The following is a 12,998-nucleotide window of genomic DNA, read 5'->3' as shown; positions in this document are numbered from 1 at the left end:
TTAGTAACAGTATTGGTAATATGTGCAGGATTTAGAAGCATAAATGAAAAGGGGTTTGAATTATGTTAGAAGACGTATATTATTTAAACAACGGTTATCCTATGCCGAAAGTTGGATTAGGTGTCTATAAAATTACTGATGACGAAATGAATGTTTCAGTAGCAACAGCACTAGATGCTGGTTATCGTGCATTTGATACTGCCTATTTTTATAAAAATGAAATAGCCTTAGGCAATGCATTAAAAAAAGCTGACATTCCGCGTGAAGATTTATTTATTACATCAAAATTATGGAATGATTATCAGGGTTATGACCGTACAATTGAATTTTTTACTAAATCTATTGAAAATTTAGGTACTGATTACCTAGATTTATTTTTAATACATTGGCCATGTGAAGCAGATGACTTATTTATAGAAAGTTATAAAGCTATGGAGGCATTATATGAAGCGGGTAGAATACGTGCGATTGGTGTATGTAACTTTAAACAACACCATTTAGAGAAATTAATGAGTGAAACAGATATCGTGCCAGCTGTGAATCAAATTGAAGTACATCCTTACTTTAATCAACAAGAACTGCAAGCATACTGTGATAGTAAAGATATTGCTGTTACAGCGTGGATGCCGTTGATGAGAAATCGAGGTTTACTTGAACATGAAGTCATTTTAAAACTAGCAGAACGCTATGAGAAGACACCGGCTCAAATTGTGTTACGTTGGCATCTTGCACATAACCGACTTATTATTCCAAAATCAAAGACACCTGAACGTATTAAAGAAAATTATGATATCTTCGATTTTAATCTTGAGCTCACAGATATCGCAGAAATTGATGCAATGAATCGTGATGAAAGACAAGGTAAAGATCCAGATGAAGTACGCATCGGTACATTAAAATAAACGAAAGATGAGTCTGGGACATAAATAGTTGTCTCAGACTCTTTTTCGTTTAGGCAGTAGATGACTGAATTGAAAATACGCTTATATCAAGCTTTTTTCAATCCTAGTCATCCTTGCCGGGGTGGGACTACGAAATCTCTATTAAAAAATTTGATTTCTGTCCCACTCCCTTTATTTATTGTTGCAATGGTTATTGTTTTCAAATAGTTCCAATAGTTGATAGACTTAATGTAACAATTTATATCTTTAATCATTTTAAATTTCAGTCAATATGATTGGTTGAGTAAAAATCGTTTTTACTGAGTTTATGAACATTAAATTGACATGAACGTGTTAATTTAAGCAAAGGCAGAAACTAAGCATATACATTAAGTTTTACCATTGAACATTAAGGCTATATAAAGATTGTGTAAATTTAATTGATTTAGATAGCATGATGTAGGTGGGAATTGATAAAGTAAAATTGAAGTAATTGAAATGAAGGTGTTTAGGTATGCAAATCAGAGTTATAGTACCTTGTTATAATGAAGGTGAAGTGATTTTAAAAACGTATGAAAAATTGACTGAGATTTTATCGAAAGATAGTCAGTACCATCACTATGACTACGATATATTATTTGTAGATGATGGTAGTAAAGACAAAACAATTAATTATATACAAGATATGGCTACAAAAGATCATCACGTGAAATTTATTTCATTTAGCCGAAACTTTGGTAAAGAATCTGCAATGATAGCTGGCTACCAACATAGTAAAGACTGTGATGGTGTGATTATGATAGATGCCGATTTACAACATCCGCCGGAACTCATCCCTCAGATGATTGAAGGTTATATGGACGGTTACGATCAAGTGATAGCTAAGCGTGATAGAATTGGTGAAAAACAATCCAGAAAAGTAATGACTAAAATTTATTATAAATTAATTAATCAATTTGTTGAAGATATTAAACTAGAAGACGGTATTGGAGACTTTAGATTACTGAGTCAACGTGCTGTTATATCACTCACACAATTAGATGAATATAATCGTTTTTCAAAAGGATTATATGAGTGGATTGGTTATAATACCAAAGTGTTTACGTATGAAAATGTAGAGCGTGAAGATGGCGAATCAAAATGGTCATTTAGTAAATTATTAAATTACGGTATAGATGGCTTAATTTCTTTTAATAATAAACCATTACGGGCCATGATATATCTTGGGCTTATCGTGTTCTTTATTAGTTTACTTTATATAGGATACATTTCAGTCGGTATTATGATTCGTGGTGTGGAAACGCCAGGTTATTTCTCTACGATTGCCGCTATCTTATTACTCGGTGGGATACAGTTGACATCCATTGGTATTGTAGGCGAATATATTGGACGTATTTATTATGAAGTGAAACAACGTCCAAAATACATCGTCCAAGCAACGAACTTTAACTATGCGTGTGATAATAATAAACAAAATATAAATCAAGACATTAACCATGAAATCGAACGCAACGATCGACAACATGAAATGTCTGAAAAAAGTAAATCAGAAAAAGAATTAATTAAAAACAGATGAGTTACCTGTTAATTGTTAAGCGTATTGAAAGTTAGTGTGCATAATGATTTTGCAACACACGCGATACAAGGTGGACACTTGATAAGTGGCTAGCTTGTATCGCTTTTTTATTTATATAAAGTGCAATTAGGACTAATAATATTATGATAAATGGTCAACAAAGACATAGAAAAAAAGCCAATTTCGATTATTCGAAATTGGCTTTTAAAAATTGCGATTATTTTTTACGTAATTTACCAAAAATAAATGATACAACTGCTACTAAGATAATTGTACCGATAAGTGCTGGGAACACAGCGATGCCACCTAAGTGCCAACCCCAATCTCCAAGTAGCCAAGAACCTAATGCTGAACCAACGATACCAGCAATAATATTACCTAAAATACCACCTGGAATATCTTTACCGACGATACCACCAGCAATCCAGCCGATTAAACCACCGACAATTAACATAAGAATAAAGCCCATAATGATTTACCTCCTTTAATAAAAACTTAATTAACTGTTATCATATACCACAAAATATAATATCTTAATCATTTATTAGAAAAAAATATATTCTGCCATAATAAAAACCCGATAAATAGTAAATGAATTATGATGAAAGCATACCAATAGGGTGTTAATAAGGTCATTATCGTAAAGGAAAGTATAATCAATAATTGCCCGACAAAGATAGGGCGCTTAATCCGATTCATAGGTTTAAGTTGTTCTTTTTCTTTTGGCTGAAAGGTACTATAAAATAGTAAAATTGCTCCAATAAGGAAAATAGCTGGCGCTAAATAAGGGATAGACATGTAATAAGAATCATGACTCGTACTATATGTAAGAATGAGTGAAGTACTCAAAATGATTGTGAGTACAACTGCGATAAATTTTTGGTCTGTTACCTTGAAAGCAGCTACTTTTCGGTCTAGATATAATTGTAATAATGTCCAAATTATTAGTTGACCACATGTATAAAATACGATGTAATCATATTCTCCAACTAGAAATATATTAATAATACTGTTGAGACAGATTGCTATTAGTATAGAGCTAAACTTTAGTTGTTTAAAATTCTGACGATATAAATCAATACCAAGTATGATGCATATCGCAGCGATATTTATAATGATATTAATCAGCATGATGCTCTCCTAACCTAGATACTTCATTGAAACATTATATCAATTAAGTTAAAGTTAATCATTTAATTTCATGTCTTTAATTAAAAATTATCCAATATAGTTTGAATAAGAATAATTTGATATAAATGAATGAAATGATGTCTACAGTGATAATCCACTATATAATATTTGCATCACAAAAAAAGCGATTCGTTATATAGACAAAGAGCATTATACAACGGATCGCATTCAATACTCAATTTAAACACCTTTTTTGTTACTCCAAAGCAGTGTGTGTAATTGAGGTAATACATATACATTATTCATATCACTACTCACCATCACGCGGTCTACCAATGTTTCATATAATGATAATAATTTTTCAGTGTGAGCTTCTACATGCTCGCCATCTAAGTAGGGATTTCCGACCTGTAAATAGAAAGGCACAGTAGGATAACGATGATGAATCATCTTAGCGAATTGGTAGTCTTCGTCATCAAAGATTACAACTTTCAAGTTCAATGATTCCGGCACACATTGCTCGATGACTTCATCTAGAATAGGGAGATTAGGTTTCATTTTTGAACTTGGTGGTTTGGGGCTAATAGTTAAGTCATCAATTTGAGTCATCCATGGTTGGAATTTGCTACCTTGTGTTTCTAAAGCACTTTGAATCCCTTTGTCATCAAATAAATCTACTAATTGTTGAATGCCTTTAATTAAAGCAGGATTTCCACCTGAAATAGTGACATGATTAAATGAATCGCCAGCAATATGATAAAGTTGGTCATATATTTCTTCAGCTGACATCATTCTAATATCTTCTTTAGCACTACCGTCCCAAGTGAAACTTGAATCGCACCAACTACAACGATAATCACACCCTGCTGTACGCACAAACATGGTCTTTCTACCTATCACGCGTCCTTCACCTTGAATAGTTGGGCCAAATATTTCTAAAACGGGTATTTTACTCATGTTTTGTCTCCTTTGGTCGATAAACAACGTAACTGGTAGGCGTTTCTCTGACATAGACCTGTAAACATTTAGGTTGGTTGTCACGTTGATTCAACGAAGTTTGAACCATTTCATAAATAGTTTGGGCAACGATTTCGGTAGAAGGGCTTTTGCCTTCAAATTGAGGTAAATCATTAAGTAAATAATGATCAAATTGGCCATGAACCAATTGTTTCAATTCACTAAAATTCACTAAGAAACCATTGTGATCTAAAGTGTCACCAGCAATTGTTAAATTTACAAAGTATGTGTGACCATGTGTACGCATGCATTTTCCTGCATCATCACTTGGTATGTAATGTGCAGCAGAAAAATTAAAGTCTTTATTTAGTTCGAAGCTATAGGGATGTTGTACGCTTGGATAATTTTGTTGGAACATATTAGTCCACTCCTTCTTCCGCTAGATAAGCATTTAAACCATTTGCTCTTAATTGACAAGCTGGACATTCTCCACAGCCATCTCCAATGACGCCGTTATAACAAGTTAACGTATTGTAACGGATATAATCTAAAACGCCTAAATCATCACTTAAAGCCCATGTGGCTTTTTTATCTAACCACATTAATGGTGTATGAATGACGAAGTCTTTATCCATAGAAAGTGATAATGTGACATTCATTGATTTAACAAAGCTATCTCTACAGTCTGGATATCCTGAAAAGTCAGTTTCGCAAACGCCGGTAATAATATGTTTGGCATTGGTTTGGTAAGCTAATGCACCAGCAAATGAAAGGAATAATAAATTTCTTGCAGGTACAAAGGTATTTGGAATACCATCATCACCAACCTCGATGTCTAAGTCGTGTTGCGTTAATGCATTGGGTGTAAGTTGTGAAAGTAATGACATATCAAGTAGATGATGCTTCACACCTTGTTCATCTGCAATTTGCTTTGCGACTTCAATTTCGGTGTCATGTCTTTGGCCATATGCGAATGTGACAAGTTCTACCGACTCAAAATGTTTTTTTGCCCAAAATAAGCACGTCGTACTATCTTGACCACCACTAAATACGACGATGGCTTTGTTATTGTCTAATGTTTGTTCTGACATTTGTCTTGCACTCCTTAAAAATAGTCGAACTAACTGGTACAGGGTATAGATAAGCGCATAAAAAAACGCCTATCTCTATAAAAAAGACAGACGTTGTACATGTGTCTAGTTTTTTATAGAGGGTATCAGCTAGGAACCTCTTTATATTCATTTATAACGTGATTCAGAATAATATATTTAAACTGTAAAATCAAGCTAATATTTGTGATAATAAGTATAACAGACTATTGAACATTTTTAAAAAGAGGCGACAACATGATATTAATTATTGATAATAAAGATTCGTTTACTTATAACATTGTAGACTATGTAAAACAAAGTTATCGTGGCTTAATCGAAGTGATAGACGTTACGTATTTAACAGTAAATAAAATATATGAGCTAGCACCTAAAGCAATTATTATTTCTCCGGGGCCAGGTGCGCCCAGAGATTATCCATTATTAAATGAGGTTATTAAAACATTCTCTGAAGCAATGCCCATACTAGGTGTTTGCCTTGGCTTCCAACAAATTGTGACTTATTTTGGTGGCGATATTATCAAAAGTGATAAACCGATTCATGGGCATACTACTCAAATTCGACATAGTGGCAAAGGTCTATTTCATCAATTACCGGAAACTTTTAAAGTTATGCGCTATCATTCTTTAAAAGCTCATGCACAAACTTTTCCGAATACATTAGAAATTACTGCAATCAATGAAGACAATATTATTATGGGGTTAGAACATAAAGTATTACCTATATATGGCGTTCAATATCATCCTGAATCAATCCTAAGTGAACATGGGTTAACACAAATACAAACATTTATAAATATAGTGGAGGCGTATCATGCAAATACACTTTAATTATCGTTATACATTAGATGAAGAAAATTATGAAATGCATCAATATTTACTCACACAGTGTACAGATAAAAAAGTAGCTCTGAACATTGAAACGGTTGGGGAAGTGATTTCTTTTGCAGAATCTAAGCAAAAAGCAGGTTATTATGTTGCGCTTTATATAGCCTATGAAGCGGCACCGTATTTTAATCCTCAAATGTCTACAGTGAAAATTGAAGATGCGTATATATATGCAGCAGCTTATGCGTTTGATCAAGCTACGAATGCTGAAAAACAAAATGACAAACAACCACCGCAACAGAAATGTAATTTTAAATTTAAACGCCCATCGTCTCAACTGGTAGAACATATTAAAATGATTCAATCGGCGATTATTGAAGGCAATACATATCAAGTAAACTACACAACACGTTTAACAGATCAAATACGACAACCCATTGCAGATTTATATTATACGTTATTACAACAAAATCATGGTTTTTATGCTGCACTTATAGATACAGAAGAAATACAAATTGCCTCTATGTCACCCGAATTATTTTTCCAACGAGGCCCTTTTAAAAACAAAGCAGATGTACTATTAAGTAAACCAATGAAAGGGACCATCGCACGAGGTAAAACGAAAGCAGAAGACCAACTTAACCAAATGACACTGGCAGAATCGGCAAAAGATAGAGCGGAGAACGTGATGATTGTAGATTTATTACGTAATGATATGAGTCGAATTGCAAAGACTGGAACCGTAAAGGTCTATAAACCTTTTCATATCGAAACGTATAGCACCGTTTTTCAAATGACTTCAATGGTAACAAGTGAACTTAGTAGCAAGACAGATTTAATAGATGTATTAACTGCTTTATTCCCTTGTGGTTCAATTACCGGTGCACCTAAATTGAATACGATGCAATATATTAAAGATTTAGAACAGACACCGAGACATGCTTATTGTGGCACAATCGGCTTATTATTGCCGGAGGGTAAATCTATTTTCAATGTGCCAATTCGCACAATACAATACTTAAATGATGAAGCAATTTATGGAGTGGGTTCAGGGATTACTATTGATTCTATACCTGAAAATGAAGTGCAAGAATTTAAAGATAAAACAAAAATACTGGAGAGATTATAATGCAGCTATTTGAAACTTTGCGTATGGAAGCAGGTAAATTACCAAGATTGTCTTATCATAAAGCACGAATGGAACGGTCAGCAGCACGATTAGGATTCAGGTTTGATGGTGATTTATGGAAAAATGAGATCAATACCATCATTGAAAAACATCCAGTAGGACATTTTAGAACGAAACTTATTCTAAATCCAGATGGCACAATGCAACATGTCGTTGCAGATTTATCAGATAAAAAGGCATTTACAGCAAAATTTCAACAATTACAAAATCATATACCTAGATCAGTAGTAATCAACAAAACAACGCAAAGAGACCACTTAGCGCACATGCATGAGACAGACCTTATACTACTTTATGATGAAAAGGGTAAAATATTAGAATTTGATATTGGGAATGTAGCTATTAAAGAAAATAATCAACTTTTTACACCTGTTTATGAAGCAGATTTTTTACTCGGTTGTAAGCGACAAGAGATGATCGACAATGGCGCATTGCTAGAAAAAAACTTTTATTTAAACGAATTAAAGGAAAAAGTTGCGCAAGGCAAGGTATCCCTTTTTCTGATAAATAGTTTGAGAGAGGTTGCCGACGTAGAAATTTATCTATAGAATATAAAAAGTATAAACATGGTGTAGTAAATAAAATCATAAAGTGGTTTAATCATGAATTGAGTAAATAAAATAAGGGCAAAATAACAGTAGAATGTGAGTGAAGCAAAATGATGATACTAGCTTGGATACTAGTAATTATTATAATTTCTGTCATTACCAAATGGGTAGTACATTTATTAACACAACGACAAAGCATTTACTTAACTAAGTTGGTCATTACGACATCATGTATCATTCAGTTTATTATTGTCTTTTTTTTGATGAAAGCAATCGTACATTATCTGGCACAAGCATTAGATGTGTTTTATCGATAGTAACAAATTACGAGGTGAGCCTATGAAAATATATAGTCAAGGGGACCAAGCTATTGTGGTTTCTATAGAAAAAGAGGTCTCTAAAGATTTAACTGAAGAGTTATTAGCTTTGAAAAAGTATTTAGCAGATAAACAATATCCATTTATTACTGAAATTGTGCCGACGGAATCAGATATGATGATTTGTTATGATGCACGTGACATGATCAAGCACCACCATATACAGTCTCCATTCTTATATATGAAAGCATTGATGCAAACTATACAATTAGAGATTAAACATGAAGACGCGCCCGCACCTTCAATAGAAATACCAGTTATTTATGGAGGAGAATATGGTCCGGATTTAGACGCTTTATTAGCACATTATAAATTGGACTTTGAAAAATTTGTAAAATTACATACGCAACCAACATATTTTGTTTCTATGATGGGCTATACACCAGGGTTCCCTTATTTGACTGGCATGTCTAAACGTTTATTCGTCAATCATACTGGAGGTAATAAAACCTTCATACCTGCAGGATCAGTTATTATCGAAGGCAAAAAGACGGGGATTACGACGACAGATACTTATGGTGACTGGTTAGTGATTGGTTATACACCTGTAAAATTATTTAATCCAGAATTAAAAGATTTCACCAAACTTAAGCTTGGTGATAATGTTGTATTTCAAGCAACGACAGAGGAATCGCTGGATTTAGGAGGCTTTGAACCATGTCAATCATAATAGAAGGCGAAGGGTTATTTTCTAGTTTTCAAGATTTTGGACGAAAAGGCTATGAACATGACGGTGTGATTCCAGGTGGTGCCTTAGATCCGCTTTCCCATGAAATAGCAAATAGATTAGTAGCCAATGATAAACATGAAGCTACATTGGAAATGACAAATAGAATGGCAAGCTTTCGTTTTACGGAGCCTACATTAATTGCTATGAGTGGTGGCAGCTTTAAAGCTGAGACAGCACATATGAAAGTCTTGCCAAACAAATTATATTTAATGGAAAAAGGTGACGTCCTAGCATTTACTGAAACGAAGCATACATCTCGGGTGTATTTGGCAATAGGTGGCGGTTTCGAGTTAGATGAATGGTTAGGTTCAACATCAACAGATTTTAAATCGAATATCGGTGGTTTCCATGGACGAAGTTTAAAAAAAGGTGACGAAATCAATATGAAACGTGATTATACCGAGCGTCATCATAAACTTTTTGAGAATTTAGAAGAAACACATCAAACTGACTGGGGAATTGATGGCTACGCATTGTCCTTTAATTATATGTCTGATGTGTTCCATGTTATTAAAAATAAAGGCACAGAAGACTTTGAACAAAAAGCATTAAGTCGATTTACATCTGGTGAATATAAAGTGACGAGTAAAGCGAACAGGGTCGGCATGTATGTAGAAGGTAAACCAGTAAAAGCTTTCTATGAAGATATGCCTGCGCATCAATCAGTACAAATTGGCACGATACAAGTTAAAAGAGATGGCACACCCATTATTTTACTGAACGATCATTATACATTGGGTAGTTACCCCCAAATTGGTACAATTGCAAGCTATCATTTAACTAAATTAGGACAAAAGCATCAAGGTACTAAATTGAAGTTCCAATTTATCGATGTAGAAAGCGCGGAGAAAAATTTAATTAAATACACAAATTGGTTGAATCAACTATTTCATGGTATTGAGTATCGTATGCAATTAGAAATGCTCAAATAACAGTGTTGAACTGAAATTGAACAATTAAACTTTAGTGAGCTGTAATCCACAAGTGTATCTTGTTGGATTGCAGTTTTTTTATTTATATCAGTATCTATCACTGGAGTGAAGATTAAATTATGATGACATACGACTCAAGCCTGATTAATATACATAATATGCAGTGTATAATTAAATGGCATATTAATAATTAATAACCAGTTAACATCGTTTTAATAAGCCGTTAACAAAGTATTTATTTAGTCCTTAAATACATAAAAAAGTGTGTTTTTACTTGATATTCAACTGGATTTGCTTTATATTTATTAATTGAACTGTGTGCGTTTTGTTACGAATGCATTACAAATGATTGAAGTTTGTAAATGACTCGTAAAACACGACGTTAATTAAATCAATATAGTTTAAATATGCCAACTTAATGGATATTTAAAAAATTAAATTTAAAAAATGAAGTAATACACTGACTTTACTATTAATAAATTATAATCTGATTTGAAGATTTTAATAAATATTAGCCAGAAGTATCATCAACAAAGCAAATAAGGACGCAGACTGAGTTAGAGATATCAACATCGCTAACAAGTTTATTGAAAAAGTAACTTAGCCATTCTATACGAGGTTTGGATTGTATTCTAGCCATTATTAATCTATATCGGGGGATAAAAACATGAAATTGCACAAAAAGAAATTGACTCTTTTTGCGTTTTTTATTTTAACAGTATTAACTGTCACTTTAAAAACGTATTTTTCATACTATGTTGATTTTTCTTTAGGTGTTAAAGGATTAGTTCAAAACTTAATCTTATTAATGAATCCATACAGTTTAATCGCATTAGTACTAAGTATTTTCTTATTTTTCAAAGGTAAGAAAGCATTTTGGTTCATCTTTATTGGTGGCTTTATATTAACGTTCTTACTATATGCAAATGTTGTATACTTCAGATTCTTTTCTGATTTCTTAACATTTAGTACATTGAATCAAGCTGGGAATGTTGAATCTATGGGTGGTGCAGTGACGGCATCATTCAAATGGTATGATTTTGTATACTTTATTGATACAATCATTTACTTATTCGTTTTAATCTTTAAACAAAAATGGCTTGATAAGCGCGTGTTCAGTAAGAAATTTGTTCCAGTCGTGATGGCTGCTTCAATCGCATTATTCTTCTTGAACTTAGCGTTTGCTGAATCAGATCGTCCAGAATTATTAACGCGTACATTTGACCATAAATATTTAGTTAAGTACTTAGGACCATATAACTTCACTGTTTATGATGGTGTTAAAACAATACAAAATAATCAACAAAAAGCATTGGCAAACGAAGATGATTTAACAAAAGTATTGAATTATACAAAACAAAAGCAAACTGAGCCTAATAAAGAATATTTTGGTGCAGCTAAGAAGAAAAATATTATTAAAATTCACTTAGAAAGTTTCCAAACGTTCCTAATTAATAAAAAAGTGAACGGTGAAGAAGTAACGCCTTTCTTAAACAAACTTTCAACAGGTAATGAAGGCTATAGATACTATCCAAACTTCTATCATCAAACTGGTCAAGGTAAAACATCGGATTCAGAGTTTACAATGGATAACAGTTTATTCGGCTTACCTCAAGGGTCAGCGTATTCTCTAAAAGGTGATAATACTTACCAATCGTTACCTGCTATATTAGATCAACAACAAGGTTATACATCTAGTGTTATGCATGGTGACTACAAAACATTCTGGAACCGTGATCAAGTATACAAACACTTTGGTATAGATAAATTCTATGATGCGACATATTATGATATGTCTGAAGATAATATTGAAAACTTAGGTCTTAAAGATAAAGAGTTCTTTAAAGAATCTGCTGACTATTTAGCTAAAGAAAAACAACCGTTCTACAATCATTTAATTACGTTAACAAACCATTATCCATTTACAGTGTCTCCTGAAGACGCATCAATTGAAAAACCAAACACTGGTGACTCCACGGTAGATGGTTATATACAAACAGCAAGATATTTAGATAAATCATTAGAAGAATTTGTAAATGAATTGAAGAAAAAAGGTCTATATGACGACTCAGTTATTATGATTTACGGTGACCACTATGGTATCTCTGAAAATCATAACAAAGCGATGGAAAAATTATTAGGCGAAGATATTACGCCAGCTAAATTCAACGATTTAAACCGAACTGGTTTCTGGTTGAAGATTCCTGGTAAAGAAGGTACCGTTGATAAGACTTATGCAGGTCAAGCAGACGTAATGCCTACGATCTTACACTTAATGGGTATCGACACGAAAAATTATCTCATGATGGGTACAGATTTATTATCTAAAGATCACAATGACACAGTACCATTTAGAAATGGTGACTTTGTAACCAAAGACTATAAATATGTTAATGGCAGAATTTATGATAATAAGAATAATGAACCTATGACTGAAAAACCTAAAGACTTCGAAAAACGTAAACAACAATCTGAAAAAGATTTACAGATGAGTGATGACGTGCTTAACGGAGACTTATTGAGATTCTATGACAACCCAGATTTCGATAAGATTAAACCATCAGAGTATGAATATAAAACAGGTCCAAAAGGACAAGAGAAAAAATAATTTTATTAAAGCGCTCGAGACACCAAAGTCTCGGGCGCTTATTTTTATAACCTAATCGATAAGTACGCGCATTGATTGCGTATGGGGAATGCGTCACAATGTGCTAAAAATTTTATAAAAGAAAAAACGTCA

The 12,998-nt window shown here is 33.1% G+C and carries 13 protein-coding genes; 8 read left to right on the top strand and 5 right to left on the bottom strand.

The window, feature by feature from the left end; all coding sequences use genetic code 11:
- Positions 1-62: 62 nt before the first annotated feature.
- Positions 63-902, top strand: coding sequence for an aldo/keto reductase (locus tag M1D64_RS10605; protein ID WP_002483956.1), 840 nt, complete (start codon positions 63-65; stop codon positions 900-902).
- A 493-nt stretch (positions 903-1,395) separates the two neighbouring features.
- A complete protein-coding gene (locus tag M1D64_RS10600; protein WP_075340015.1) occupies positions 1,396-2,457 on the top strand; it encodes a glycosyltransferase family 2 protein in 1,062 nt (353 codons plus the stop codon).
- Between the two features lie 217 nt (positions 2,458-2,674).
- On the opposite strand, the gene M1D64_RS10595 is transcribed toward M1D64_RS10600, so the two are convergent.
- The 5 genes from M1D64_RS10595 to queC form a co-directional block, all read right to left on the bottom strand.
- Positions 2,675-2,926, bottom strand: coding sequence for a GlsB/YeaQ/YmgE family stress response membrane protein (locus tag M1D64_RS10595; RefSeq protein ID WP_002483954.1), 252 nt, complete (start codon positions 2,924-2,926; stop codon positions 2,675-2,677).
- A 68-nt stretch (positions 2,927-2,994) separates the two neighbouring features.
- Positions 2,995-3,588, bottom strand: a complete 594-nt coding sequence (locus M1D64_RS10590) for a hypothetical protein (protein WP_075340016.1) — start codon at positions 3,586-3,588, stop codon at positions 2,995-2,997.
- A 240-nt stretch (positions 3,589-3,828) separates the two neighbouring features.
- Positions 3,829-4,545 (bottom strand): 7-carboxy-7-deazaguanine synthase QueE, encoded by a 717-nt coding sequence (gene queE / locus M1D64_RS10585; RefSeq protein ID WP_002483952.1) that lies wholly within the window; start codon positions 4,543-4,545, stop codon positions 3,829-3,831.
- A complete protein-coding gene (gene queD / locus M1D64_RS10580; protein WP_069819972.1) occupies positions 4,538-4,963 on the bottom strand; it encodes a 6-carboxytetrahydropterin synthase QueD in 426 nt (141 codons plus the stop codon). Before queD ends, queE begins: the two co-directional genes overlap by 8 nt.
- 1 nt (position 4,964) lies before the next feature.
- The gene (gene queC, locus M1D64_RS10575; RefSeq protein WP_069821746.1) at positions 4,965-5,636 is read right to left on the bottom strand and encodes a 7-cyano-7-deazaguanine synthase QueC; all 672 of its coding nucleotides are present in this window, start codon (positions 5,634-5,636) and stop codon (positions 4,965-4,967) included.
- 255 nt (positions 5,637-5,891) lie between these two features.
- Here queC and M1D64_RS10570 point away from each other — a divergent pair, with 255 nt between their 5' ends.
- The 6 genes from M1D64_RS10570 (at position 5,892) to ltaS (ending at position 12,866) form a co-directional block, all read left to right on the top strand.
- Entirely contained in the window at positions 5,892-6,485 is a 594-nt protein-coding gene (locus tag M1D64_RS10570) for an anthranilate synthase component II (RefSeq protein ID WP_011303664.1), read from the top strand.
- The gene (gene pabB / locus M1D64_RS10565) at positions 6,469-7,611 is read left to right on the top strand and encodes an aminodeoxychorismate synthase component I (RefSeq protein ID WP_069825721.1); all 1,143 of its coding nucleotides are present in this window, start codon (positions 6,469-6,471) and stop codon (positions 7,609-7,611) included. The genes M1D64_RS10570 and pabB overlap by 17 nt, the downstream gene beginning before the upstream one ends.
- Positions 7,611-8,219 (top strand): aminotransferase class IV, encoded by a 609-nt coding sequence (locus tag M1D64_RS10560; protein WP_041079720.1) that lies wholly within the window; start codon positions 7,611-7,613, stop codon positions 8,217-8,219. Before pabB ends, M1D64_RS10560 begins: the two co-directional genes overlap by 1 nt.
- A gap of 339 nt (positions 8,220-8,558) precedes the next feature.
- Complete coding sequence (gene pxpB, locus M1D64_RS10555) at positions 8,559-9,266, top strand: 5-oxoprolinase subunit PxpB (RefSeq protein ID WP_002483946.1); 708 nt, start codon at positions 8,559-8,561, stop codon at positions 9,264-9,266.
- Complete coding sequence (locus M1D64_RS10550; protein WP_002483945.1) at positions 9,254-10,258, top strand: 5-oxoprolinase subunit C family protein; 1,005 nt, start codon at positions 9,254-9,256, stop codon at positions 10,256-10,258. Before pxpB ends, M1D64_RS10550 begins: the two co-directional genes overlap by 13 nt.
- Before the next feature lie 667 nt (positions 10,259-10,925).
- Positions 10,926-12,866 carry a polyglycerol-phosphate lipoteichoic acid synthase LtaS gene (gene ltaS, locus M1D64_RS10545; protein ID WP_480977483.1) on the top strand — a complete coding sequence of 647 codons (1,941 nt, stop codon included), beginning with the start codon at positions 10,926-10,928 and terminating at the stop codon, positions 12,864-12,866.
- Positions 12,867-12,998: the final 132 nt, after the last annotated feature.

Source organism: Staphylococcus sp. Z5-21, from assembly GCF_056529615.1.
The sequence above is the reverse complement of the archived record's forward strand: the minus strand, read 5'-3'. Positions and strand labels throughout refer to the sequence as shown.

Excerpts from the sequence above, each read along its gene's own strand:
- M1D64_RS10560 (WP_041079720.1), top strand. The coding sequence starts at position 7,611 with ATGCAGCTATTTGAAACTTTGCGTATGGAAGCAGGTAAATTACCAAGA.
- M1D64_RS10570 (WP_011303664.1), top strand. The coding sequence starts at position 5,892 with ATGATATTAATTATTGATAATAAAGATTCGTTTACTTATAACATTGTA.
- M1D64_RS10605 (WP_002483956.1), top strand. The coding sequence starts at position 63 with ATGTTAGAAGACGTATATTATTTAAACAACGGTTATCCTATGCCGAAA.
- M1D64_RS10595 (WP_002483954.1), bottom strand. The coding sequence starts at position 2,926 with ATGGGCTTTATTCTTATGTTAATTGTCGGTGGTTTAATCGGCTGGATT.
- pxpB (WP_002483946.1), top strand. The coding sequence starts at position 8,559 with ATGAAAATATATAGTCAAGGGGACCAAGCTATTGTGGTTTCTATAGAA.
- queD (WP_069819972.1), bottom strand. The coding sequence starts at position 4,963 with ATGTTCCAACAAAATTATCCAAGCGTACAACATCCCTATAGCTTCGAA.
- ltaS (WP_480977483.1), top strand. The coding sequence starts at position 10,926 with ATGAAATTGCACAAAAAGAAATTGACTCTTTTTGCGTTTTTTATTTTA.
- M1D64_RS10590 (WP_075340016.1), bottom strand. The coding sequence starts at position 3,588 with ATGCTGATTAATATCATTATAAATATCGCTGCGATATGCATCATACTT.
- M1D64_RS10550 (WP_002483945.1), top strand. The coding sequence starts at position 9,254 with ATGTCAATCATAATAGAAGGCGAAGGGTTATTTTCTAGTTTTCAAGAT.
- pabB (WP_069825721.1), top strand. The coding sequence starts at position 6,469 with ATGCAAATACACTTTAATTATCGTTATACATTAGATGAAGAAAATTAT.
- queE (WP_002483952.1), bottom strand. The coding sequence starts at position 4,545 with ATGAGTAAAATACCCGTTTTAGAAATATTTGGCCCAACTATTCAAGGT.
- M1D64_RS10600 (WP_075340015.1), top strand. The coding sequence starts at position 1,396 with ATGCAAATCAGAGTTATAGTACCTTGTTATAATGAAGGTGAAGTGATT.
- queC (WP_069821746.1), bottom strand. The coding sequence starts at position 5,636 with ATGTCAGAACAAACATTAGACAATAACAAAGCCATCGTCGTATTTAGT.